Below are 24367 nucleotides of genomic sequence, written 5' to 3'. Positions count from 1 at the left end.
GCAGCACTCCGACCGCCAACGCCACCGACTCGGCGCCGTCCGGCCCCTCGTCCGGCTTGTCCCACACGTCCTGCGCCATGTCCGCACCTCTACCCCCGGCGCCGTCCGCACCCCGCCGGAAAGCAGGAAGCAGGTCCGGTCCGGGGCCGGACCCGACGCCCGCAGGCCGTCCCGGTGCACACCCGGACTACGAGGGCCCGCCCGCCCGCCGGCGGGCGGCAGCGGCCTCAGGGAGCGGGCGGAGGACGGCCGGGACGCGCGAGAGACGACCGGGCCGGCCCCGGACTGCAGCGGGAACAGGTCCCGGGCCGGCCTTCGTTGCTCCCTTGCGGCCGTGCTGACGCGGTCCCGGCCGCCTGGGGGTCAGGACAGGCGTACGACCTCGCCGGTGGCGGCACTGGTGCGCGCGGCATCCAGGACGGTCGCCGTGGTCACGGCGTCCCAGGGGTCCACCGGCAGCGGACGGGTGCCGCGGAGCGCGGCGGCGAAGGCCGGGTAGAAGAGGTCCCACTCGCCGCGGGCGGACGGTGCGGGCTCGGCGTGGTCGCCGCGCAGCACCTGGCCCCAACGCGGCTCGGGCTCGATGCCCCAGCGCTCACCCTCCGAGGCCGGGGAGGCGCCCGCGAGCAGCAGGGCTTCCTGACCGTCCACGCCGTCGACCAGGTACGTCCCCGTGGTGCCGGTGGCGCGGAAGCGCGGGCCGGGCGCGCCCTGCCGCCAACTGCCGGACAGGTGTGACCGGGCGCTGCTGCGGTGGGTCAGCGCGACGAAGACGTCCTCGTCGAGCCCTTCGCCGCCGTCGCGGCTCCGCATCTCCGCATACACCCGCTCGACCGGCCCGGACAGGACCAGAGCCTGGTCGACCAGGTGACTGCCGAAGTCGAGCAGGGTGCCGCCGCCCGCGGCCGGCGGGCCCGGCTCGGGCTGGAACCGCTCGAAACGCGACTCGAAGCGGGTCAGAGTACCGAGCTCGCCCTCGGCCAGCAGCCGCTGCAGCGTCAGGAAATCGGAGTCCCAGCGCCGGTTCTGATAGACCGTCAGCGAAATCCCCAGTCGCTCCGCCAGCTCCGTCGTCTCCCGCGCCGAGGCGGCGTCCAGCGCGAACGGCTTGTCGCAGACCACTGCCAAACCCAGTTTCAGCGCCTCCTGGGCCAACGGGATGTGTGTGGCCGCCGGAGTGGAGATCGCGACCGCCTCCGCTCCGGCCCGGGCCAGTTCCTCCAACGAGTCGTACGCCGGCCGGCCCAGCTCACCGGCGATCTGCTTGCGGCGCTCGGGGGAGGTGGTGACCACCCCGAGGAACTCACAGTCCGGGGTGGAGGCGAGCAGCGGCGCATGGAAGTACCTGCCGCCGAAGCCGTAGCCGGCCAGTCCGATCCGTACGGGCGCGTCCGTCATGTGCATTCCTTGCCGTCGATCTTGAAAACATTTGCAGTAGAGCCTCAGCAGACCTTCCGGGTCCGCGTCGGCACTGTCGAGGCCGAGCTGTATGTGGGGCCGAAGACACCGACGAACGGTTCGCCAACCTGCCACCAGCTGCAGCCGGCCGCGCCCGCCGAATCGCCGCCGTCCTGGCCGGGACCCCTCACCCAGGACACCTGGCCGATTCCCACAGAATCACCCGGATCAGCCGGCGCAGGGACCGGCCACCTTGCGGACGGCCGCACCCGGACGCGGACCCGAACGCGGACCCGACCAGCCGGACGCCCTGCCACATCCGGTCTGCCTCGCGTGTCCTGGCCCACCGTGCCCCTCGGAGGCCAGGCAGAATCGGCCGGAACTCGTGACAGCACCGATTACCCTGACACTCTCACCATCACATGTTTGCGTCAACACTCAAAGGGTTGCAAGTGATCGTCAGGACCCGGTGTTCTCCCTGCGCAGGGAAGGTCGGACTGCGGACGGACGGGCGGACTGCGACCCGACGCGGGGGTCCGGGTCCGTTGCAGGTGAGACCCACGGCCCGCCAGTTGGTGGTGTCGACCATCCTGATGGGGTGGAGTCCTCCGTGAGGAAGGACTTACCGTTCTTGCCACCGTGCGCGACGGAAGCACGGTGCTGGTCGCGGCCAACGAGTGGCCGCGTGACGGAGTACCTGCCGGACCTGCTGGCCGAGGTCTGCCCCGTGGAGCGGGCCCGGCCGCAGCCGCCTGGCTGTCCCGGCCGGGTCCACACGCTGGGGGCGCCCCGTCGGCCATGGACCGTGAGCGGCGCGCTGCGCCACCGCCTGGACGTCCGGGTGGTCCCGGGTGCTGCCGGCACTGGGTGTGGCAGCACCCGGGACTGCGCGGGTGTCGAGGTGTCGGGCCTTCCGGGGGCCGACGAAATTGCAGGTCGGCCGGTAGTCTGGTAATCACGGTCACCGCGGCCGCGAATCCGGAACGCGCTGTGACCTTCCAAGGACCGTCCGGTGGTCCGTCCTGGCGATGCCGCTTCCGGAACGCTCGGGCCCGCGTCCAGCGGGAGACGGGCCGGCGGTGCCCCGGCTACGCGGCTCGGCCCACGCGGCGGCGCCGCGGTCATCGAGGACGCCGTACCGCTGCCCCGCGCCGGCGACCCGTCCGTTCTCTCACCTTCGTGGAGGCGTCGTGACCAGTCCTCGCCGAGGCCGCGCAGTCGTGCTGTCAGTCTGTCTCTGCTTCGTGGCCGTCGGACTCGGCGCCTGCGGCGGGCAGAGCGCCGACCGGGTGGTGCCCGCGTCCCAGGCGATCTCCGCGCGGGCGGTGGGCGGCATGGACGAGCTGGTCAAGCAGGCGCAGGCCGAGGGCCAGCTCAACACGACCACCCTGCTGCCCCGCTGGGCAAACTACGGCGGCCTGATGGACGGGTTCTCGAAGAAGTACGGGATCAAGGTCGTCAACGACAACCCGGAGGGCTCCAGCCAGCAGGAGATCGACGACATGAAGCGCTACCGGGGGCAGCCGAAGGCCCCTGACGTGCTCGACCTCGGCGACTCCTTCGCCCAGTCCGCGGCGGAACAGGACCTCCTGGCCCCGTACCGCAGCGCCACCTACGACCAGATCCCGGCCTCCCAGAAGGACCACAAGGCCCGCTGGTACAACAGCTACGGCGGCTACGTCGCCATCGGCTGCGACGCCAAACGCGTCAAGACCTGCCCGGCGTCGTTCGCCGACCTGCTGAAGCCGCAGTTCAAGGGCATGGTCGCGCTCACCGGCGAGCCGACCACGGCGGGGTCTGCCTTCGCCGCCGTGTACGCGGCCGCCCTTGCCAACGACGGCTCGTACGACAACATCCAGCCCGGTATCGACTTCTTCGCCCACCTGGACCGGATCGGCAACTTCAACCACGCCAACTCCAGCGTGGAGGCCATCGCCGCCGGCCAGACCCCCATCAGCATCGAGTGGGACTACCTCAACCTGCAGCACACCGACGGGCTCAGCGCGGCGGGCGTGGACTGGAAGGTGGCTATCCCCTTCGACGGCAGCTTCGCCCAGTACTACGCGCAGGCCATCAACAAGGACGCCCCGCACCCCGCCGCGGCCCGGCTCTGGGAGGAGTACCTCGCCTCCCCGGAGGGCCAGAACCTGCGGCTCGTGGACTACGCCCGCCCGGTCCTGATGGACGCCATGGCGCACAACGGCACCCTGGACACCGCACTGGCCGCCAAGCTGCCGACCGTCGAGGGCACACCCTTCTTCCCGACCCAGACGCAGCTGACCACCGCAATGAAGGTCGTCAAAGCCAACTGGCCCACGGCCGTACCTGGATAACCTCCTGGCGGCTGCCGGCCACGGACGGCTGCCGCCACACGGCAATGGGGCTGACGGCCAATCGCAGGGCAGACTGCTGCCCAATCGCCTGGCAAGCGACTGGCCGGCGCAGGCGTGGGGGCTGCGCGCGCCGGTCGCGAGGCGGGCCTGCCGGACGGTGCGGGCCGCCAGTTCCGGGCTGGCGTGGAAGAGCGGTTCCCCGGAGTCGGTGCCGGTGAGGAGGTGGCCGTCGGTGATGGCGGCCCTGCGCGGGACGGCGGCGATGCCGATCTCGACCCAACCGACGATCTCCCCGTCGTGGAGCACGAAGTAGGCGAGGGTGTTGGTCTTCCAACCGGCCAGCTGCCAGCCCGCCCCGAGCTGCGGGAGCGCCAGCAGGACGTCGCAGTCCCCGAAGCCCCGCTCCCAGGGGGTCGGCGGTGCGGTCACCGGAGGCTCACCGGCGGCCGACCGCTGCGGCTGTGCGACGGTACGGCAGCTCCCACCACACCGGGTGCGGGCCGGATGTCAACCTGCGGGTCGGGCGTCGGCTCGCGGGACGGCGGCCAGCCCCGCGAGGGCGGAACGGGCTACGGATCGCTTCGGAAGCCGGACCGGGCCGACCGCGGCCGAGGAGGCCCGGCGCATACTCTCCAGCCCGCAGACAGCTGTCCTCTGCCAAGTGATCTTGACCGATTGACAGGTGAGTTTGACCGCTCGGCCGAGCGGACTGCGGCCGCACCGGGTCGGCCTTCGGTGAGGATCGGAACGGCGCGTGGCTGCAGGGTGGCGCCGGCTCGCGCTGCCCCCGTGGGTGACCGTCCAGCGCTTGATCGTTTCGGATCGGATCCGGGCTCGTTGTCCACGGAGATCCGTGCCGGCCGCACTCCTAAGCGGCCCGCCCACGAAGAAAGGTATCTCCGTGAAGTCGTTCGTGAAGACCATGGCTGTCACCGCCGGCGCATTGGTAGCCGTGACGGGCGCCGCCCCCGCAGCCCAGGCCGCTTCCGCCGCCGATGCCCCCCATGCCGAGAAGAGGTTCTTCGGGTACTCCCTCAACAAGCTCAAGGACTTCATCGAGACGTCGGCGCCCGTCATCAACACAGTGGGCGAGGCGATGGGGGGCCCGGTGTACTCCGACGCGATCACGGCCGTCAACGGCGTCACGCCTGGGCTCAACACTTTCGGCGATGCCGCAGCCCCCTTCACGTCGGACTTCGGCCGCGGCGGCAAGGGCGAGCCGGACGAGTCGTGAGCCCCGCGCTCCGCGCCCTCTGACGGAGCGAGGCTGCCGGCCCAACGGGCCGGCAGCCCCACCTGGTGACCGGCACGGCGAAGTCGCACCCAACGTGGCCACAGCTCCTCAACCGGTCAAGATCACCTGACAGAAACCCGACGTCGGTCAAGGCCGCTTGGCAATCGGTCAGGATCGCCTGTCAGAGGACAACAGCCGGGCCGGGCGGGGCTGTCCCAGTCTGTCCCAGGTCCGAACGCGAAACGCTTCCACCTGGGGAAATGGCTTGAGACCGTCCCAGCAAATCGGGCATACGTCCGCGCCGCGGCGGGGACGGTGTCGTAGATGCCCCGTTCCGGCAGGGTGACCTGCGGCGGCACGGCGGCCTCGGCACGGGGTGGGGCGGGAAGAGGTGGTCGGGCAGCACGACCGCGCTCATGGTCAGCGCGACCCCGGTGATGAACTGTCTGCGCCCGGGGGTACGTCGGGAAGGTTCATGGAGTCGGCTCCGATGGCGGGGCGGTGGTGCACGAGGGGGGAAGGGGCACGCCCCCTCGCCGCGCGGGCGAGGGGGCGTGCCAGGACGTGCCGGGGTGGTCGGGTTGGTCGGGGCCGGGACCCTACGACCGGATCAGGTGGAACGCGTCCACGTCTGGTTGCTGCCGCCGTTGCAGGCCCACTGGATGAGCGCCGCGCCGTTGGCGGTCGACTTGTCGGCCACGTCGAGGCACTTGCCGCTGCCCTGGCCGATCACGTTGTACGCGGTGCCGGTGGCCTGCAGCTTCCACTGCTGGGACAGGTCGGTGCCGCAGGCGTTCTGGACGACGGCGGCGCCGTCATCGGTGGAGCCGCCGTTCACCGAGAGGCACTTGCCGCTGTGCCGGGCCACGATCTGCACGGCGCCGCCGCCGACGTCCTTGAACCAGTACTGCTGGTTGAGGCCCCAGTTGCAGTCCCACTGGAGGACCGGGCGGCCGCCCGCGGCGGACTTGTCGGAGACGTCCGCGCACTTGCCGCTGTGCCCGGCGGACAGCAGCTCCCAGGGGTTGCCGACGCCGGCGAGGCTGCCCGTCGCGGCGTTGAGGGAGATCTGCGGGAAGTACTCCATGCTCATCGAGGTGCTGGTGGGGAACGACAGCGGCAGCCAGACGTACTGGGAGTCGTTGACGCCGCCGCCCATCGAGTTGCCCCAGCGGTCGCCCACGTAGAGGTACTCGGTGGCCTTGCTGCCCTGGATCGGGAGCACGAAGGCGGTCTGGGTGCCGAAGGTGGTGGAGTCGCCGATGTCCTTCAGGCCGCTCCAGTTGCCGGTGATGCTGGTGGAGGTGCCGTACTTCTGCTGGTTGGGTCCCCATCCGGTGGCGCCGGAGGTGAGCAGGAAGTAGACGCCGTTGCGCTTGAACATCGCGGGCGCCTCGCGGGACTTGCCGACCCACAGGTTCTGCACCTGGGCGTCGATGGCCTTGTAGTCGGCGGTGAGGCGGTAGATGTGCAGGTCGGCGTTCTCGTTCGAGGCCGAGATCATGTACGCCTTGCCGTCGTCGTCCTTGAACAGCGTGATGTCGCGCGACATCTGGTCGCCGAGCGGCCGGAAGCTGCCCTGCCAGGCGTAGTTGCCGTCGACGGTCTTCGAGGTGGCGACCGCGGCCCGCGCCTCGCTGTAGTCGGTGCTGCTGCCTTCCTTGTGCATCCACATGACGTACTCGCCCGTGGTGCTGTTGAAGATCACCTTCGGCCGCTCGATGTTGGCCGTGGCCAGCTCCGGGTTGGTGGCCTGGGTCAGCACGTGCCGGCGGAACTCCCAGGTCATGAGGTCCCTGGAGCGGTACACGGAGACGTAGCGGAAGGTGTTGTCGGCGTTGCGGTCCTCGCCGAACCAGTAGTAGAACGCGCCGACCTTGATCACACCGCCGCCGTGGGCCTGAACCGGGCTTCCCGTGGTGTCGGCGAACTGCGTGGCGTTGGTGATCGTCACGTCCGTGCCGGCCGCGCTGGCCGGCTGGAAGGCCCCGAGCAGGGCGACGGCCAGGGCGAGCAGGGTGGCGAGCAGGGCTGTCTTCTTGTTGGGCATGGTCACATACCTCGTATCAGTGGATCCAGGCATGACGGCCGTGGCCGCATGTCGTCGCGCGGACATGCGAGTGGATGGCCTTGGCAGGACGTCATGCTGCGCCTCGGCGGCAGGGTGGCCTGCGCCGGACCACACCCCCTGGGGCGGGGTGTGCCGGGTGGTGGAGGGAGCCTCCGAGGACGCGTGGGGTGGGTCGGCCGATGGCCGGGGTCGTCGGGCCGGGCGCTGTCCTGACGACAGGGCCGGGCGGTGGTGGCTGGGCGGTTCAGGCCGGCCGGTGTCGTGCGCAGCGCGGTCGCGGTCGGGGGATGCGGCTCCTGCGGCTTCTGCCGTCCGGCCCGGAGGGGACTGGTGTCCGGGAGGGAGCGGGCCGCGCCTCGGTGGGATCCCTTTCATGTTGGCGCAATCACGGGCTGGTGGAGCGAGATTGTTCGAGGTTGGGGCAGGTGGTGTCAAGGGGGTGCGCGGAAACGTGGCCCCGCCGATATGTCCCGGTCCGCACCGCCGACGGCGGGGTGGGCCGAAGTACGGGTGCGTACGGTCGTTTCGTCCGGTGCACAGCCGGCCCCCGCCCCATGCGGAGGCCGGTTGTGCCGGTGCGAGGGCGGTGCGCTGCCGATGTCAGGTCGGCGCACTGCGGGCGGCGGCCGGTCGGTGCGACGTGTGCGGCGGCGCCGCCGCGCCGAGCTTGACACCCCCGAGGGCCCGACGTGAGACTCGGCCCCTGGTGTGTTTACGTAAACATTCGCGCGGGTCGGGCGCGTGGCGCCATCCGGCGCCGGCGGTCGGGCCGCCGCTCTGCCCGCTGCCACCGGATCCGGTACGGCGCCGCGGCGCGGCGCGGAGCCCCATGTGTCCTATGTGTTGACTAATGATGTGTCTTGTTTGATTATGTTGCCAGTTGATTTCGTCGGCCGACGGCTCCGTACCCCGGCCGCGGGATCCGAACAGGATGATCGACGATGCCGTCACGGAGTCCGCCGGCGCCTCGCCGACCACCGGGCCCGCCCCCACCGACTTCCCCCGCCGACAGCCCCAACAGTTCGCCGGCGGGGGAACCGCCCGGCACCGGGCGACAGAGCCCCCCTCCACCCGCAGCACCGTCGGAGCGACCAGTGTTCCTCACCTCAAGCCCGGTACAGTCGACCGCCGCCAACCCGCGGACGATCCACCACGATCAGCCCCACGTCCGTCTCCTCCAGCAGGGCCGGAGACAGGACGGGCGCTCGCCGTGGCTCGTCACCCTGCCGATGCGCAACCCGGACCGGCGCCGCGGCACGCACAGCTTCGTCGAGTGGGCCCACAGCTCCGCGGACGCGCTCGACGCCGCGCTGCTCCGTGCCCGTTCGCCCGAGGCGGTCCGCCACCGCCGCGACGCCGTCCTCGTCCTCCCGGACGGCGTGCCGGACCAGCGCGGGCCGGACGACCGGGCCTGAGTGCCCGCCACCCGCCGAACCATCCCCGTGTCGGGGCGAAGGAGATCGCGATGGTGCACGCACGGGCCGGTTTGCAGGCGGAGCCCGGGGATCTGGTGGACGTGGCGAGGCTGGTGACGGCCTATTACACGCTGCACCCCGACCCGGCGGAGCCCGCACAGCGGGTGGCGTTCGGTACCTCCGGACACCGCGGCTCCTCCCTGGACACCGCCTTCAACGAGGATCACATCGCCGCGACCACCCAGGCGATCTGTGAGTACCGGGCACAACAGGGCACCGACGGCCCGCTGTTCCTCGGCGCCGACACCCACGCCCTGTCCGAACCCGCCCTCGCCACCGCCCTGGAGGTCCTGGCGGCCAACGGCGTCACCGTCCTCATCGACAGCGCCGACAACTACACCCCCACCCCCGCCGTCTCCCACGCCATCCTCGCCCACAACCGCGCCCACCCGGCCGGCGGCGCCGACGGCATCGTCATCACCCCCTCCCACAACCCGCCCCGCGACGGCGGCTTCAAGTACAACCCGCCGCACGGCGGCCCCGCCGGCTCCGACGCCACCGGCTGGATCCAGGACCGCGCCAACCAACTCATCACCGACGGCCTCGCCGGCGTACGCCGTATCCCCTACACCCGCGCCCTCACCGCCCCCACCACCGCCCGCCACGACTACCTCACCCACTACGTCGAGGACCTCCCCTCCGTACTCGACCTCGACGCCGTGCGCGCCGCAGGCCTGCGGATCGGCGCCGACCCCCTTGGAGGCGCCTCCGTCGCCTACTGGGCCCGCATCGCCGACATCCACCGCCTCGACCTCACCGTCGTCAACCCGCTCACCGACCCTGCCTGGCGCTTCATGTCACTCGACTGGGACGGCAGAATCCGGATGGACTGTTCCTCCCCCCACGCGATGGCCTCCCTCATCGCACACAAGGACCAGTACGACATCTCCACCGGCAACGACGCCGACGCCGACCGCCACGGCATCGTCACCCCCGACGGCGCACTCATGAACCCCAACCACTACCTCGCCGTCGCCATCGACTACCTCTACCGCCACCGCCAGGACTGGCCCGCCGCCGCCGGCATCGGCAAGACCCTCGTCTCCTCCTCCATGATCGACCGCGTCGCCGCCGACCTCAGACGCGACCTCGTCGAGGTCCCCGTCGGCTTCAAATGGTTCGTCGACGGCCTGCTCGGCGGCACCGTCGCCTTCGGCGGCGAGGAATCCGCGGGCGCCTCCTTCCTGCGCCGCGACGGCTCCGTCTGGACCACCGACAAGGACGGCATCCTCCTCGCCCTCCTCGCCGCCGAGATCACCGCCATCACCGGCACCACCCCCTCCCAGCACTACCGCGACCTCACCGCACGCCACGGCGACCCGGCGTACGCACGCGTCGACGCCCCCGCCGACCGCACGCAGAAGGCACTGCTGGGCCGCCTCAACGCCCAACAGGTCACCGCGGACACCCTCGCCGGCGAACCCATCACCGCCATCCTCACCGAAGCACCCGGCAACGGCGCACCCATCGGCGGACTCAAGGTCCGCACCGAGAACGCCTGGTTCGCCGCACGCCCCTCCGGCACCGAAGACGTCTGCAAGATCTACGCCGAGAGCTTCCACGGGCCGGAGCACCTGGCCCGCGTCCAGGACGAGGCCCGCACACTCGTCGCAGACGTCCTCGGAGCCTGACATGCGGGCGGCCCCCGGACCTGGCCAAGGTCCGGGGGCCGAGCGACGGGCCGGTCGCGCGCAGCCGTACCTCCGGGGTGCTTCCGGTGGATCGAGAGCGCCCGGCCGCGCCGGCCGTTCAACCTGGCCATGGATACCCGCAGACGGAGAGAGGCCCATGTCGGACCCGGGGCTGCTGGCTCCCCAGCGCCGTGCTCTCATCCTTGAGGACGTGCGCCGTGACGGTGTGGTGCGGGTGGCCGAACTGGTCGACCGGCTCGGCGTCTCCGCCTTGACCATCCGCCGGGACCTGGAGCTCCTGGCGCGCAGCGGCGCCGTGGAGAAGGTGCACGGCGGCGCCGTGCTGACGGACGGGGCGAGCGTCGTCGAGCCGCGCTTCGAAGCCAAGGCGGTGCTCCAGTCCGAGGCCAAGGCCGCCGTGGCGAACGCCGCGGCGGCTCTCGTCGATCCCGGCGGCGTCGTCGCGATCTCCGCGGGCACGACGGCCTTCGCGGTCGCCTCCCGCCTGCTGGACGTCCCGCGCCTGACGGTGGTCACCAACTCCCTGCCGGTCGCCGAGCTGCTGCGTACCGCCGCCCGGGAGCGCGGCGACGCCGCGCCCGCCCTACTGGTCACCGGCGGCACCACGACGCGCTCGGCCGCCCTGGTGGGGCCCCTCGCCGACCAGGGCATCCGGTCGCTGAACGTCGATCTGCTGGTCCTGGGCGCCCACGGTGTGTCGGAGCGGGCCGGCCTCACCACGCCGAACCTCGCCGAGGCCCAGACCAACCGGGCCCTGGTCTCCTGCGCGCGGCGGGTGATGGTGGTCGCCGACCACACCAAGTGGGACGTCGTCGGTCTCAGCGGGTTCGCCGCCCTGGCCGAGGCCGACGTCTTCGTCACCGACGCGTACCTGGACGACCGCGCGCGGGCCGTCCTCGGCAAGGCCGTCGGCGAGCTGATCGTGGTGACCGGGCCCGTTCACGGATGAACCGCCGGACCGGTCCGCCCACATGGCGGCGCCCCGGCCGCTCCCCGCCAAGATCGACCTTGGCGGGGAGCGGCCGGGGCGCCGGTGTGCAGCGGGATCCCGAGCCGCCGGTGCTACTCCTCGACGGGCCCGAGGTCCGCGGTGTCGCGGAGACCGACCGTCCGTTCGCGGTGCGCGGCGTGCAGTTCGAGCAGGACGATCTCGTTGCGCCCCGGGCGCAGGACCGGGCCCGGAACGTAGAGCGTGTGCTGGGGCCCCCGGGACCAGTAGCGTCCCAGGTTGAAACCGTTGACCCAGGCGTTGCCCTTGGTCCACCCGGCCGTGCTGAGGAACGTGTCGGCCGGCACGTCGATGTCGACCGTGCCGCGGTGGAAGGTGGGGCCGACCGGTGACGCGACGGTCTCGGCGAAGGGTATGCCGTCCAGGGCGCGGAGCGGCAGCGGCCGGTTCGTCCAGCCCGTCAGCACGGTGCCGTCCACGGACACCGTGCCGACCAGGCCCTTGCGGTCGTGGATGCCGAGGCCGTAGTTGACGCGTCCCTGGTTCTCGACGAGGAGGCTCAGCACCGCACCGGGGCGGGGCACGGTGAACGCGATGGAGTGCTCGTGGTTCTCCCGTTCGAGTACGCCGACCGGCTGGCCGTCCACGAACACCTGGGCGCGGTCGCGTACCGCGCGGGTCTCCAGGAGCGCCGGCCCGGCGGCGGGGAGGGTGGTCTCGTAGAGGACGAAGCCGAAGTCCTGGCCGAGCTCCTCCAAGGTCATCGGCTGCTCGGAGAGGACCGCCGTGCCCAGCGCGGACGCGTGCGGGAGCAGCGGCGCGCTCAGGGCCAGCCGGATGCCGGGCACGGCGAGCTTGTCGCCGCGGGCCGGCACCGGCTCGTCGGGGACGGCGGCGTACTTCGCGATCACCTCGCGGAAGGCCGTGTACTTCTCGGTCGGATCGCCGGCCTCGTCGAGCGGGGCGTCGTAGTCGTACGACGTGACGGTCGGACGGTAGGTGTGCTTGTCGTTCGCGCCGTTGGTGAAGCCGAAGTTCGTGCCTCCGTGGAACATGTAGAAGTTCACCGAGGCGCCGGCCGCGAGCAGCTCGTCCAGCGAGGCGGCCGCGTCCGAGGCGTCCCGCACCACGTGCCGGCCGCCCCAGCGGTCGAACCAGCCGATCCAGAACTCCGAGCACATCAGGGGGCCGGTGGGCCGGTGGGCCCGGAGCTCGACCAGGTTCTGTGCCGCGCGGCTGCCGAAGTTGGCCGTGCTGAGGATCCCGTCGACGCTGCCCTGCGCGAGGTCGGCGGGCTGGTCGCAGGTGAACAGCGGGACGTCGATGCCGCAGGTCCGCAGCACGGTGGCGAGATGGCCCAGGTGCGCCGGGTCCTGGTGGTAGGCGCCGTACTCGTTCTCCAGCTGCACCGCGAGAACGGGCCCGCCACGGGTCGCCAGGTACGGCAGCAGGGGCGGCAGCAGCTGTCCGAAGTAGGACTCCACCGCCCGCACGTAGCGCGGGTCCTGGGTGCGGAGCCGGATGTCGGGTTCGGTGAGGAGCCAGGACGGGAGCCCGCCGCCCTCCCACTCGGCGCAGATGTAGGGGCCCGGGCGGAGCAGGACGTGCAGCCCCTCCTGCGCGGCGAGGTCGAGGAAGGCCGGGAGGTCCAGCCCGCTGTCCATCCGGAACTCTCCGGGGCGCGGCTCGTGCAGGTTCCACGGGACGTACGTCTCGACGGTGTTCAGGCCCATGAGGCGTGCCTTGCGCAGGCGGTCTGCCCACTGCTCCGGGTGCACACGGAAGTAGTGCAGCCCGCCGGAGAGGATGCGGAACGGCTTGTCGTCGAGCCGGAATCCCTCGGCGTCGATCTGAAGGGCGGACATGATGGGCTGCTCCAGTACTCGCGGTGAAAGCGGTGGGTCGGTGGTGAGTGCGCCGTGCGTGGCGGCCGGTCGGTGGTGATGCCGACAGGGCCGTCGGCCTGCTCCGCGGAGCAGGCCGACGACTCGACGCGGCGGTGGTGCGGGGAGAGGCGGGGTAATGCGGTGGGGCGGGGGAAAGCGGAGCCGTGGCGTGGCGCGGGCGCAGATCACGCCACGCCACGACTCAGGTCACGGAGCGGTGATCGAGAAGCCCTGCTGGGTGCCGAAGTCGGTGATGCGCTTCTGCCAGGCCTCCATGCCGGAGGAGATCGAGCCGTTGCCGGCGATGCCCTGGCCGACGGTGTCCTTGAAGACCGAGTTCGCGTAGACCTGGTACGGCAGGAACTGCCAGTTCGGGCTCACGGCGGCGGACGACTGGGCGAAGACCTGGTTGGCCTTCTGGCCGCCGAGGACCTCGATCGGCTTGTCGAGGAACGCCGGGTCCTTCAGCATGTCCGTGGTGGCCGGGAACAGGCCGTTGTCGGAGAGTGCCTTGGTGCCGTCGGGGTCGGAGTTCAGCCACTTCGTGAAGGCGACGGCCGCGTCCTTGTGCGTGCTGGTGACGGGCACCACGTTGGCCGATCCGCCGTTCTCGGAGGACACCGGGTCACCGGTGCCCCACTGCGGGATCGGCGCGGCGCGCCACTGGCCGGAGGTCTGCGGGATGGTGCTGGCCAGGTTGCCGGGAGCCCAGGCGCCGATGATCCACATCGCGTACTTGCCGCTGGCCATCGACTGCCACCACTCGTTCGTCCAGCCGGGCGCCGGGTCGACGAGCTTCTTCGCCAGCAGGCCGGACCAGAACTCGGAGACCTTCTTGGCGCCGTCGTCCGCGAGGTTCACGCCGACCGAGGTGGCGGACTTCTGCTGGAACGGGCGGCTGCCGGCCTGCCAGAGCAGGCTGTCCACGCCGCCGGCGTCACCGGGGTCGATGGAGGTGATGAAGCGGTTCGGGTCGGCCTGGTGGATCTTGGCGGCCGCGGCCTCGAACTCGGCCCAGGTCTTGGGCGGGGCGATGCCGAACTCGCCGAGGACCTTCTCGTTGTAGAACATCGCCATCGGGCCGGTGTCCTGCGGGATGCCGTAGACCCCGCCGTTGCTGGTCACCTGCGACCAGGCGGCCGCCGTGAACTTCGCCTTGAGGTCGGCCGCGCCGTACTCGTCCAGGTTGACCAGCCGCTTGCTCAGCGCGAACTCGGGGAGCGCGAAGTACTCGACCTGGGCGACGTCCGGCCCGCCCGAGCCCGCCTTGATGGCGGTCTGGAGCTTCGTGTACTCGGCGGCGGACTGGCCGGCGTTGACGACGTTGACCTTGATCTTGGGGTACTTCTTCTCGAAGCCCGCGACCGCCTTGTCCATGTTCGGCGCCCAGGTCCAGAACGTCAGGGTGGTCGGCGTGTCCAGCGCCGTGGCGGGGTCGCCCGGCTTGCTGCCACCGCCGTCGCCGCTGCTGCCGCAGGCGGCGAGGCTGAGCACCAGGGCGGCGGCCGGCAGCGTGGCCAGGAGTCTTCTGAGCTGGGTCTTGTGCTGGGACATGTCGGTTGCTCCTTGCAGGGGGTGCCGTACCGGGTGGGACCGGGCGGCGGGGGGAGGGCGGAGAGGGAGGGTCGGCCCGGTGGCTACTGCTTGACGCTGCCGGAGGCCAGTCCGGACTGCCAGAACCGCTGGAGGAAGAGGAACGCGACCACCAGCGGCACGATCGCCAGGACGCTCCCGGTGACGATCAGCGGGTAGAACCCCGTGGTCGTGGCACCGCTGCCGGCCGCGCCGGTCGCGAAGCTGTTCCACTGGTTGAGGCCGACGGTGAGCGGGAACCACTTCGGGTCGCTGAGCACGATCAGGGGCAGGAAGTAGTTGTTCCAGGTCGCCACGAGGGAGAACAGGAGGACGGTGACGAAGCCCGGGCCGAGCAGGCGCAGCGAGATGGTGAAGAAGGTGCGCAGCTCGCCGGCGCCGTCGATCCGGGCGGCCTCCAGGACGGAGTCGGGTACCGCGTCCTGTGCGTAGACGCGCATCAGGTACAGGCCGAAGGGGCTGACCATCGAGGGCAGCAGCACGGCCCAGGGGCTGTCCACCAGGCCGACCTTGCTGAACAGCAGGTAGGTCGGAACGGCCAGGGCGGTGCCGGGGATGGTGATGGCGCCGAGGACCAGGGCGAACACCGCGTTGCGGCCGCGGAAGCGGTACTTGGCCAGCGCGTACCCGCCGGCGGTCGCGATGACGGCGGCTCCGCCGGCGCCCACGACCGCGTACAGCAGGGTGTTGCCGAACCATCGCACGTAGATGCCGTCGTCGTAGGTCAGCACGTCGTGGATGTTGGTGAAGAGGTGGAACCCGTCGCCGAACCACAGGCCGAAGCTGCTCAGCAGGGACTTGCTGTCCTTGGTGCTCGCGAGCAGGAGCCACACCAGGGGGAGGAAGGCGTAGAGCAGCATCAGGCCCATGGCGACGGTCAGGGCGGTGCTGTGGCGGTTCCGCCGGGGGGAGCGGCCCTTGCGGGCGGTCGTCGTGCTCATCGGGCCTGCTCCCTGCTGGTGGCGCGGGACTGCACCGCGTAGGCGACCACGGCGGTGACCAGGCCGAGGATCACGGCGACGGCTGCCGCGTAGTTGAACTGCTGGCCGTTGAACGCCAGGTTGTAGGCGTACATGTTGGGCGTGTAGCTGGTGGTGATCACGTTCGGTGCGAGCGACTGCATGATGTTCGGCTCGTTGAAGAGCTGGAAGGTGCCGATGATCGAGAAGATCGTGGCCAGCAGCAGTGCGGGGCGCAGCACGGGGAGCTTGATGCTCCACGCCTTGCGGAACTCGCCGGCGCCGTCGATCGCGGCCGCCTCGTAGAGCTCCTCCGGGATGACGCGCAGGGCCGCGTAGAGGATCAGCATGTTGTAGCCGACGAACTCCCAGGTCACGACGTTGCCGATGGACGCGAGCATCCAGGACTGGTCGAGCAGGTGCGGGACCTGCACTCCGACGGCCCGGCCGAGCTGGCCGACGAGGCCGAAGTTGTCGCCGTAGAGGTAGCCCCACATGAGGGAGGCGACCACGGCCGGCACGGCGTAGGGGATGAAGATGCCGATCCGGAAGAGCGCGGCCCAGCGGAGCCTGCCGCTGTCGATCGCGAGCGCCGCGAGGAGGGAGATGGCGAGCATGACCGGCACCTGGACGGCAAGGAAGAGCGCGACCCGCCACAGCCCTGCCATCAGCAGGTGGTCCCCCAGCGCACGGGCGTAGTTCTCGAAGCCGACGAAGGTGTTGCCGCCGATCAGGCGCTCCCGGAAGAAGCTGAGGTAGACGGCGTAGACCAGCGGCCCGACGATCCCGATCACGAAGACCAGCAGGAAGGGGGACAGGAGCACGTACCCGAACCGGCCGTTTCCTGCGGTGCTGGAGCGTCGGCGGCTCGGCCTGCGGCTCGGCGGGGCCGAGTTCCCACTGCTCTGCGCTGAGGGTGGTGACAATGTGCGCACGGTTCAATCCCTTGCAATGTGCGGGCCATGTTTACGCGAACACGCTTGGCTGGCCGCCAGTCTCAGCTGCGGGCAGCCGCGCCGTCAAGGCCTTGCCGCCGAGTTGCGGCATCGTTACCTGCGCGTGTCTGCCGCGTTGACGCGGGGGAGAGCCGCCCGGCGCCCGTCCGCACAGGCCGACCCCCCCCCTTGATCGGGCCCGGGTTACTGGGGGTTAATATGTTCGCGCAGACACGTAGGAGGAGCTCATGGATCACAGGGGGAAGCCCGTGGACGCGGAGGTCGACCGTCCCGGACCGGCTGCGGAGGGCAAGCGACGGCCCGCCTCGCAGGCCGATGTCGCCTCACTGGCGGGGGTGTCCTCCCAGACGGTCTCGCGGGTCGCCAACGGCCGCTCCAACGTGGAGCCGGAGACCCGCGAGAAGGTCCTGTCGGCGATGCGGATACTGGGCTACCAGCGCAACAGCGCGGCCCGCGCCCTCACCCTCGGGCGGTTCCACGTGCTCGGCGTGGTGATGTTCGACCTGAGTGCGCACGGCAACGCCCGCACGCTCGCCGCCATCTCCCGGGCCGCGCAGGCGGCCGGCTACTCGGTGAACATCGTGTGCGCCGAGGCACAGACCGAGGACGCGGTGCAGCAGGCCGTCCGCCAGTTGACCGACCAGGCGGTGGACGGCCTCGTCGTGATCGAGGCGCAGATCCTCGACCGGCCGGGCTTCAGCGTCTCCACCGGGGTGCCCGTGGTCGTCGCGGACGGCGACCCCGAGCACCGGTTCCCGGCCGTCGACACCGACCAGGCGGCCGGGGCGAGCGCCGCGACGCAGCACCTCCTCGACCTCGGGCACCGCACCGTCTGGCACGTCGGCGGCCCCCAGGACTCGTACGCCGCACGCCGCCGGGCCGCCGCCTGGCACGCCACCCTGAAGGCCGCGGGCGCTCCCGTCCCGGCGCTCGAACTGGGGGACTGGACCGCCGAGTCGGGCCACCGGATCGGCAAGGTGCTCGCGGCTCGCCCCGAGGTCACGGCCGTCTTCGCGGCGAACGACCACATGGCCCTCGGGCTCATGCTCGCGCTGCGTGAGGCGGGTCGCCGGGTGCCGCAGGACGTGAGCGTGGTGGGCTTCGACGACGTCCCCGAGTCGGCGTACTTCGGGCCGCCCCTCAGCACCGTCCGGCAGGACTTCGAGGAGGTGGGCCGCCAGTGTGTGGCCCTCCTGCTCAACCAGATCGACAGCCACGGCGGCGCACGGACCAATCAGGTCATCACCGTCTCTCCGGAGCTGGTGGTCCGCGCCAGCTCCGGGCCGTGCCCGGGTGCCGCGCGGGCGTGAGCCGGGCAGCAGGCTGCCGGGGGCGTCGATGAGACCGCCCCCGGCAGCCCGGTGTTGTCAGCCGATGTGGACCTGCTGGCTGCTGCTCGCGGTGCACGCGGACTGCACGAGCGCGGCGCTGTCGGCCGTGGAGGCACCGGAGACGTCCAGGCACTTGCCGCTGTGTCGCGCCACCAGCGTGAGGTAGCCCGTCGCGGTGGTCCGGACCGACCACTCCTGGTTGCTGCCGCCGTTGCAGGGGTACTGCACGAGCGGGGCGTTGTCGGCGGTCGAGATGCCGGCGACGTCCAGGCACTGCCCGGTGTGCCGGACCACGACGTTGACGTAGCCGGGGCTCGCGGGCCGCATGGTCCACTGCTGGTTCGTGGCGGTGCCGCAGGTGTACTGGACGGCGGCGGCGCCGGCCGTGGTGGAGGCACCCGAGACGTCCGTGCACTTGTTGCTGTTCCGCATGCGCAGCACGTTCCAGGTGTCCGGGGCGGTGCTGCGGAGCTTCCAGGACTGGTTGCTGCCGGTGGTGGGCTGGTAGGTGGCCACCGCCGCTCCGTCGTTGGTGGCGGCGTTCGAGACGTCGAGCAGCTTGCCGGTCGAGCTGTTGATCAGCGTGTTGTGGCCGTCCCCGGTGGTGGAGAGCATCCAGAGCTGCGCCGCAGTCGTACCGGGCGTGACGAGGGTGAGCGCGTCACCGCTGACCGCGAGCGCCTTGCCGTACTTGGTGTTCGTGAGGCGGTACGCGGCGGTGCTGTTCCAGCCGCCGGAGATCTTGGCGAAGGTCCACTGCTGGGCGCTGTCGGAGCTGTTCGAGGTCCGCTGGGTCAGCGGGCTCTTGTTGGTCGAGCCGACGGCGAGGGCCATGCCGCTGTTGTCGTTGAGCAGCTGGCGGGCGGCGCCGGTCGGCGCGGTCGCGGCGGTGGTGTCGACGCCGGTCGCGCCGGGGATGACGAAGGTGGTGACCGAGCCGGGGCTCACCGTGGTGGTGAGGGTCTTGGCGGCGGTGGTACTCAGGTCGGCGTCACGCTGGAGGTCTTTGGTGGCGTCGGTGGTGTACCGCTGCACCGGCACGGTGCTGTCGACGCTCTGGAAGCCGGCGAGGTCGATCGTCACGGTCTGGGGCGCGTTCGTGGAGTTGGTGTGGACCACGACCGCGCCGCCGTTCGGCCGCAGCGCGGCGAGCGTGCCGTCCGAGTCGGTGTCGATGACGCGGGCACCGGGCCGGATGAAGCGGCTGTAGTTGGCCATGGCCCAGTACTTCTTGTTCTTGCGCAGCGGCTCGACGGCCGGGTCGGCCGGGGTGAGGTCGGTCTGGATCAGGCCCCAGTTGGAGTTCTCGTGGGCGGGCGTCATGTTCTCGTAGTCCTCGACGGCCTGCCACATGACCCAGGCGCTGGGCTCCAGCTCCCTGATGTCGCCGTTGATGTGCTGGGCGAACTCGATCGCCGGGGTCATGTCGGTGAAGCTCTGCCCGACGCTGCCTCCGAGGTCGACCTCCGACATCCACAGCGGGGTGTGGGCGCCCTTGGCGACGTCACGCGCGCCGGTACGGCCGCCGGTGCTGTACGTGTGCGTGTTCAGCTTGCCGACGGCCGTCCGGACCGAGGCCGCGTAGGAGTCCCAGTCGGTGCGGAACATGTCGGGGTTGGTCTCGTCCATCGCGGCGACCGGGGTGCTGAGCCCGGCCGCGGTGAGGGCGGTGCGGGTGCTGGTGATCATGTGCGCCTGGGAGGCGGGTTCCCAGTGGGAGCCCTCCTGAGGGCCGCCGGCGTGCCAGTAGGTTGTGTTCGGTTCGTTGATGGGGGAGAGGGCGTTGAAGGTGACGCCGGTGGAGGCCTGCACGCGCTTGACCGCGCCGGCGAGATACGTCGCGAAGCGGTCGTACTGGTCGGAACGGAGGTTGTCCTCCCAGCTGTTGACGGCGCCCGAGACGAGGCCGCTGTTGGTCATGAAGTACGGCGCCGAGTTGGAGAACGCCTCGAAGGTGTCCGCCCCGCGGGCCTTGGCCGCCTGGAGCCACCACCGCTGGTTGGCGTCGGCGTTCGGGTTCCAGTCGGCCGGGTCGGCGGGGTTCCACCAGTCGGGGGTTTCGGGGCCGGGCCGGTTCCAGTAGCCGGGGACGGCCGCGCCGGGGCGCAGGTACGGCTGCGTCTCGGGGCTGTCGCCGCCGCCGATGTTGTAGCGGGCCACGGTGAAGCCGAGGCCGTTCGCACCGTAGAGGTCGTCGGCCAGTTGGTTGCGCTGCGCGTCGGGCCAGCCGCCGGTCACGTTGGCGAACCAGGCCAGCGCCGTGCCCCAGCCCTGGAACGGCGCCTGCTGGTAGCTCGGATCCAGCCGGACGGACAGCACGGCCGCGTTCGGGTCGGCCGCCGCGGGCTGGGCCGTGAGGCCGCTCGCGACGAGCGAGGCGGTGGCGAGCACCGCGGCGCCGAGGCTGGTACGGCCTCTGCGTGAGCCTGGAGCAGATCTCTTGCGTGTGTGGAACACGGGAATCTCCGGGGGTCGGGACGGGTGGGGACGGGTGGACCGGTGTGGACCGGCCGGATCAGGGCAGGCAGACGGCACGCCCCTCCCGTCGGGAGAGGGGAGGGGCGTGTCGGTGCGAGAAGGGTGAGCCTGACGGCCTGACGGGTGTGCCGGTCAGCCGGCCGAGCGGTGGTCAGCCGGTCAGACGGTCAGACGGTGGCGCGGTGCCACTGCTGGTTGGTGCCGGTGTTGCAGGTCCACTGCTCCAGCGCGGTGCCGTCCGCGGTCGACTGGTTGGTGACGTCGAGGCACTTGGAGCTGTGGCGCGCGACGAGCTTGACGTACGTGGTGGTGCCGGTGATCTTCTGGACCTTCCACTGCTGGGAGGTGGCGCTGGTGCAGGTGTTCTGGACGACGGCCGCACCGTCCGCGGTGGAGGCGCCGTCCACCTCCAGGCACTTGCCGCTGTGCCGGGCGATGATCTGCACGTAGCCGGTGGTGCCGAGGCTCTTGAACCAGAAGTTCTGGTTCGCCCCCGCGCCACAGCCCCACTGGATGACCTGCGACGACTGCGCGAAGGAGTAGTCCGCGACGTCGGCGCACTTGCCGCTGTTGGCGGCGCTGATGCTCTCCCAGGGGCCGCCCACGGAAGCGACGGTGCCGGCGGCGGTGTCGATCGCGACCTGCGGCGAGTAGTCCATCGTCAGCGTGGTGCTGGTCGGGAACTTGAGGTTCGACCAGACGTACTGCGAGTCGTTGACCGTGCCGCCCATGGAGTTGCCCCAGCGGTCACCCATGTACAGGTAGCCCGTGCCGGCCGTGCCCTGGACGGGCAGGACGTACGCGGTCTGGCTGCGGTAGGTGGTGGGGTCGCCGGCGTTCTGCAGCCAGCTCCAGGAACCGGTGATGCTGGTGGCCGTCTGGTACTGCTGCTGGTTGGGGGACCAGCCGGTGGCGCTGGAGGTCAGCAGGAAGTAGACACCGCCCCGCTTGAACAGCGCCGGGGCTTCGCGCCACTGCCCGTTGGACGGGCTGGCGACCAGGGCCTCCGCCGTGAGGTAGTCGGCGCTCAGCCGGTAGATGTGCAGGTCCGCGTTCCCGTTGGAGGACGAGAGCAGGTAGGCGGTGCCGTCGTCGTCCTTGTACAGCGTCATGTCGCGCGAGTCGTAGCCCAGCGGCCGGAAGCTGCCCTGGTAGCTGTAGTCGCCGTCGACCGAGCTGGAGGTGGCGACCGCGACCCTGCCCTCGCTGTAGTCGGTGCTGCTGCCCTCCTTGTGCATCCACATCACGAACTGGTTGGTGGTGCTGTTGAAGATGACCTTGGGCCGCTCGATGTTGGCGCCGGCGGCGAGTTCGGCGCTGCTGGCCACGGTCAGGACGTGCTTGCGGAACTCCCACGTCTTCAGGTCGGTGGAGCGGTACGCCGAGACGTAGTGGAACGTGTTGTCGGCGTTGCGGTCCTCACCGAACCAGTAGTAGTACTGGCCGACCTTGATGACACCGCCGCCGTGCGCCTGGACCGGACTTCCGGTGGTGTCGGCGAACTGGGTGCCGCTGGTGACGGTCGACACGGCGGCGTGGGCTGTGCCGACACCGCCGAGGAGGGGGAGGACCAGGGCGAGAAGGGTGGGGAAGAGGATGGATCTGAGTCGCGGCACGGTTCTGCTACCTCTGCTCTCTTGTGCTGGTCCGATGGCACCAGGTGAGACGGCAGCGCGAACATGCCGGGGGGTCACGTGGGTGGTCGGACCGGCGGAGAAAGGCTCCGGTTTCCTCTGCGGCCCGTGCGGGGGAAGAGGAGGCCGGGCGATTCTTCGCCTCTGCTATCTGGGTGGGGGATGAGCCGGCCGGCCGGCCGGATGTGATGGGCCCTGTCCCGGCCGGCCGGCGTAGGTGAGGCGTCCGCCGGCGGGGCCAGGGCCGGGGTGGGCATGCGCGGGGCGGTGGGGGGTGATGTGCCGCCCGGTGTCCCCGCTTCCTCCTGTCCAGGGAGTCGGCCGGGACCTGACGACTTGTCGCATCCTTGCGGCGGATTGCCATGTTGGCGCAAACAAGTAGCCGAGTGAGAGTTTCGGAGCGCATCTCGGCGGTGTCAAGGGTTTCTGCCGACCCGGCGCAGGTTCGGGGGACAGTCCGGGTGCCGGTGCTCAGGAGTCCGGGGCGATGCCGGTCCGGGCTGTGCGGGGCGGGATCGGCCGTGAACGGCGCGGTGCTCCGGCCGTCCGCCGTCCGCGGTGGTCGCGCCGTGACGGCGGGCGCGTCACCCGGCAGTCGGTCGGCAGTCGGCGGGGGTTGTCGTTCGGAGTTGTCGTTCGGGGGCGTCGTTCGGGGGCGTCGGTCGGACGAGGCCCGGGCCTCCATGGGCGCCGACAAGTCGTTCAACCGGAAACCATCGACACGTCCCGACGCCGGCGGAGCCCGACTCCTACTGTGGCTGCGCACACACCTGTCGAGTGGCGGGCCGGGGTCAGGCCCTGCTGGACGGAGGGCGGACGGGGTTCCGTGCGGTGAACGGGGCAGCGCCGCAGGTGGCCGGATCCGCCCGTCGGGGGCCGGGCCGGGGCGCCCGGTCAAGGTTGCGCAAACATCACAAGGGCGTCTCGGCTTCCCCGGGCCCTTGACGCGGCTTCCGTAACGGGGGTGTCATATCCCCATCGCGTTCGTAAGTGTTTGATTCTGATGGTTTACGTTTGAACCACGAGTGAGTGAACCCACCACCCCTGGGCCGTACCATCCACCCTCCCGGCGTGCTTCCCTTCCTCCCCGTCGCACGCCCCCGGCCCGCGCCGCCCTCACACCACCCACACCCCCTACGGCACCGACCGCCACGGGTGTGGCCCCGAAGGAGCTCCCCATGTCCCGTACCACCAGCCGTTCCGCCGCAGCGGCGGCCCTGCTGCTCGCCCTGGGTCTCACCACCGCCTGTTCCACCGGTAAGGAGGCGACGAGTGCGGACGCCCCGGCGGCCCCGGTGTCCGGCAAGATCTCGATGACGTACCTGCAGAAGCAGGGTGACCAGGAGTACTTCGTCGGTGAGGCGGCCGGTGCGAAGGCGAAGGCGGCCGAGCTGGGGGTGGACCTGAAGGTCGTCAACCTGGGCAACGACGCGAACAAGACCATCAGCGAGGTGCAGTCCGCCGTCGCGCAGAAGAGCAACGGCATCATCATCGTGGTGCCGGACCCGGCGGTGGGCCCGCAGGTCGTGCAGACCGCGAAGGACGGCAAGGTGGCGTTGCTGACCTCCGACGACCAGATCTGCACCACCGGCCCGGACCCGTCCGCCTGCGCGAAGAGCGACCTGGTGCCGCGGATCGGCTTCTCCGGGTCGCAGATGGGCGGCGAGGTCGGCAAGCGCGCCGCCGCCGAGTACCAGAAGGCCGGCTGGAACCCCGCCGAGACCCGCACCATCTCCGCGTGGAAGCAGGACGTCACCGTCTGCGGCGACCGCGTCAAGGCCGCCAAGGACGCCTTCGGTGCGGCCGTCACCGGCGTCCAGAACATCGACGTCGCCACCGACAACACCCCCACCGGCGCACAGGACAAGATCGCCGCGACGATCACCGCCAACGCCGGCGTGAAGCACTGGGTGGTGTGGGGCTGCAACGACGAGAACGTCCAGGGCGGCGTCACCGCACTGGAGAACGCCGGCGTCAGCGCCGACAACGTCGTCGGCGTCGGCCTCGGCGCTTACCTCGCCTGCAAGGACTGGAGCGGCACCAAGCCCTCCGGCATGAAGGCCGCCCTCTTCATCAACGGCAAGGACGTCGGAGCGCTCGCCGTCCAGACCATGTACGACAAGCTCAAGAACAGCAAGGACATGCCCGCCGAGGCCTTCGCCCCCACCACCATGGTCGACGCCACCACCTGGAAGACCTCCGGCGTCACCTGCAGCTGACGCCGGCTCCCCCCATGACCGCCGCCCCGGCCCGTATTCCCCCGCGCGGGCCGGGGCGGCAGACCCACCAACCCTCCCGTATGACCTGCAGAGGTGAAGCACCATGAGCAGAGCGCGCAGCTCGAACCCGGATCCCCGACCACCCACCGACCACAGCACCGCCAGCGCCACCACTGGTACCGGTACCGGCGGCGCAGGC

General features: G+C 70.9%; 15 protein-coding genes. 7 read left to right on the top strand and 8 right to left on the bottom strand.

Features of this window, described 5'->3' with window-relative positions; translation table 11 throughout:
- Positions 1-363: 363 nt before the first annotated feature.
- Positions 364-1398 carry a Gfo/Idh/MocA family protein gene (locus OG823_RS06100; RefSeq protein WP_371478145.1) on the bottom strand — a complete coding sequence of 345 codons (1035 nt, stop codon included), beginning with the start codon at positions 1396-1398 and terminating at the stop codon, positions 364-366.
- A 1220-nt stretch (positions 1399-2618) separates the two neighbouring features.
- On the opposite strand from OG823_RS06100, the gene OG823_RS06095 reads away from it, so the two are divergent.
- Together OG823_RS06095 and OG823_RS06090 are read left to right on the top strand one after the other, a co-directional pair.
- Positions 2619-3731, top strand: coding sequence for an ABC transporter substrate-binding protein (locus tag OG823_RS06095; RefSeq protein ID WP_371478143.1), 1113 nt, complete (start codon positions 2619-2621; stop codon positions 3729-3731).
- Between the two features lie 901 nt (positions 3732-4632).
- Entirely contained in the window at positions 4633-4965 is a 333-nt protein-coding gene (locus OG823_RS06090; protein ID WP_371478141.1) for a hypothetical protein, read from the top strand.
- Between the two features lie 610 nt (positions 4966-5575).
- Here OG823_RS06090 and OG823_RS06085 read toward each other — a convergent pair.
- Positions 5576-7015 (bottom strand): RICIN domain-containing protein, encoded by a 1440-nt coding sequence (locus tag OG823_RS06085; protein ID WP_371478140.1) that lies wholly within the window; start codon positions 7013-7015, stop codon positions 5576-5578.
- 1115 nt (positions 7016-8130) lie between these two features.
- Here OG823_RS06085 and OG823_RS06080 point away from each other — a divergent pair.
- The 3 genes from OG823_RS06080 (at position 8131) to OG823_RS06070 (ending at position 11112) form a co-directional block, all read left to right on the top strand.
- Complete coding sequence (locus tag OG823_RS06080; RefSeq protein ID WP_371478138.1) at positions 8131-8451, top strand: hypothetical protein; 321 nt, start codon at positions 8131-8133, stop codon at positions 8449-8451.
- Positions 8452-8501: 50 nt separating this feature from the next.
- On the top strand, positions 8502-10142 hold the full coding sequence (gene pgm, locus OG823_RS06075) for a phosphoglucomutase (alpha-D-glucose-1,6-bisphosphate-dependent) (protein ID WP_371478137.1): 1641 nt from the start codon (positions 8502-8504) through the stop codon (positions 10140-10142).
- Between the two features lie 157 nt (positions 10143-10299).
- Positions 10300-11112 carry a DeoR/GlpR family DNA-binding transcription regulator gene (locus OG823_RS06070; protein ID WP_371478136.1) on the top strand — a complete coding sequence of 271 codons (813 nt, stop codon included), beginning with the start codon at positions 10300-10302 and terminating at the stop codon, positions 11110-11112.
- Positions 11113-11225: 113 nt separating this feature from the next.
- On the opposite strand, the gene OG823_RS06065 is transcribed toward OG823_RS06070, so the two are convergent.
- From OG823_RS06065 to OG823_RS06050, 4 genes are all read right to left on the bottom strand, one after another.
- On the bottom strand, positions 11226-12977 hold the full coding sequence (locus tag OG823_RS06065) for a beta-galactosidase family protein (protein ID WP_371478134.1): 1752 nt from the start codon (positions 12975-12977) through the stop codon (positions 11226-11228).
- 228 nt (positions 12978-13205) lie between these two features.
- Positions 13206-14552: a sugar ABC transporter substrate-binding protein gene (locus tag OG823_RS06060; protein ID WP_371478133.1), complete on the bottom strand. Its 1347-nt coding sequence runs from the start codon at positions 14550-14552 to the stop codon at positions 13206-13208.
- An 83-nt stretch (positions 14553-14635) separates the two neighbouring features.
- Complete coding sequence (locus OG823_RS06055) at positions 14636-15532, bottom strand: carbohydrate ABC transporter permease (RefSeq protein WP_371478132.1); 897 nt, start codon at positions 15530-15532, stop codon at positions 14636-14638.
- Entirely contained in the window at positions 15529-16485 is a 957-nt protein-coding gene (locus tag OG823_RS06050) for a carbohydrate ABC transporter permease (protein ID WP_371478131.1), read from the bottom strand. The genes OG823_RS06055 and OG823_RS06050 overlap by 4 nt, the downstream gene beginning before the upstream one ends.
- Positions 16486-16733: 248 nt before the next feature.
- Between OG823_RS06050 and OG823_RS06045 the strand changes: the two genes are divergently transcribed.
- A complete protein-coding gene (locus OG823_RS06045; protein WP_371478130.1) occupies positions 16734-17816 on the top strand; it encodes a LacI family DNA-binding transcriptional regulator in 1083 nt (360 codons plus the stop codon).
- 57 nt (positions 17817-17873) lie between these two features.
- On the opposite strand, the gene OG823_RS06040 is transcribed toward OG823_RS06045, so the two are convergent.
- Complete coding sequence (locus OG823_RS06040; RefSeq protein ID WP_371478129.1) at positions 17874-20228, bottom strand: RICIN domain-containing protein; 2355 nt, start codon at positions 20226-20228, stop codon at positions 17874-17876.
- A 254-nt stretch (positions 20229-20482) separates the two neighbouring features.
- Positions 20483-21931 carry an RICIN domain-containing protein gene (locus OG823_RS06035; RefSeq protein WP_371478128.1) on the bottom strand — a complete coding sequence of 483 codons (1449 nt, stop codon included), beginning with the start codon at positions 21929-21931 and terminating at the stop codon, positions 20483-20485.
- Between the two features lie 1196 nt (positions 21932-23127).
- On the opposite strand from OG823_RS06035, the gene OG823_RS06030 reads away from it, so the two are divergent.
- Positions 23128-24168 carry a substrate-binding domain-containing protein gene (locus OG823_RS06030; RefSeq protein ID WP_371478127.1) on the top strand — a complete coding sequence of 347 codons (1041 nt, stop codon included), beginning with the start codon at positions 23128-23130 and terminating at the stop codon, positions 24166-24168.
- Positions 24169-24367: the final 199 nt, after the last annotated feature.

This window comes from Kitasatospora sp. NBC_00315, from assembly GCF_041435095.1.
Taxonomy (GTDB): Bacteria; Actinomycetota; Actinomycetes; order Streptomycetales; family Streptomycetaceae; genus Kitasatospora.
Note: the sequence above shows the minus strand (reverse complement) of the source record. Positions and strands in the feature narration are given on the sequence as shown.

What these genes read in the sequence shown, in the direction of transcription:
- OG823_RS06085 (WP_371478140.1), bottom strand. Translation starts at nt 7,015, where the DNA reads ATGCCCAACAAGAAGACAGCCCTGCTCGCCACCCTGCTCGCCCTGGCC.
- OG823_RS06100 (WP_371478145.1), bottom strand. Translation starts at nt 1,398, where the DNA reads ATGACGGACGCGCCCGTACGGATCGGACTGGCCGGCTACGGCTTCGGC.
- OG823_RS06045 (WP_371478130.1), top strand. Translation starts at nt 16,734, where the DNA reads ATGGATCACAGGGGGAAGCCCGTGGACGCGGAGGTCGACCGTCCCGGA.
- OG823_RS06060 (WP_371478133.1), bottom strand. Translation starts at nt 14,552, where the DNA reads ATGTCCCAGCACAAGACCCAGCTCAGAAGACTCCTGGCCACGCTGCCG.
- pgm (WP_371478137.1), top strand. Translation starts at nt 8,502, where the DNA reads ATGGTGCACGCACGGGCCGGTTTGCAGGCGGAGCCCGGGGATCTGGTG.
- OG823_RS06030 (WP_371478127.1), top strand. Translation starts at nt 23,128, where the DNA reads ATGTCCCGTACCACCAGCCGTTCCGCCGCAGCGGCGGCCCTGCTGCTC.
- OG823_RS06065 (WP_371478134.1), bottom strand. Translation starts at nt 12,977, where the DNA reads ATGTCCGCCCTTCAGATCGACGCCGAGGGATTCCGGCTCGACGACAAG.
- OG823_RS06070 (WP_371478136.1), top strand. Translation starts at nt 10,300, where the DNA reads ATGTCGGACCCGGGGCTGCTGGCTCCCCAGCGCCGTGCTCTCATCCTT.
- OG823_RS06055 (WP_371478132.1), bottom strand. Translation starts at nt 15,532, where the DNA reads ATGAGCACGACGACCGCCCGCAAGGGCCGCTCCCCCCGGCGGAACCGC.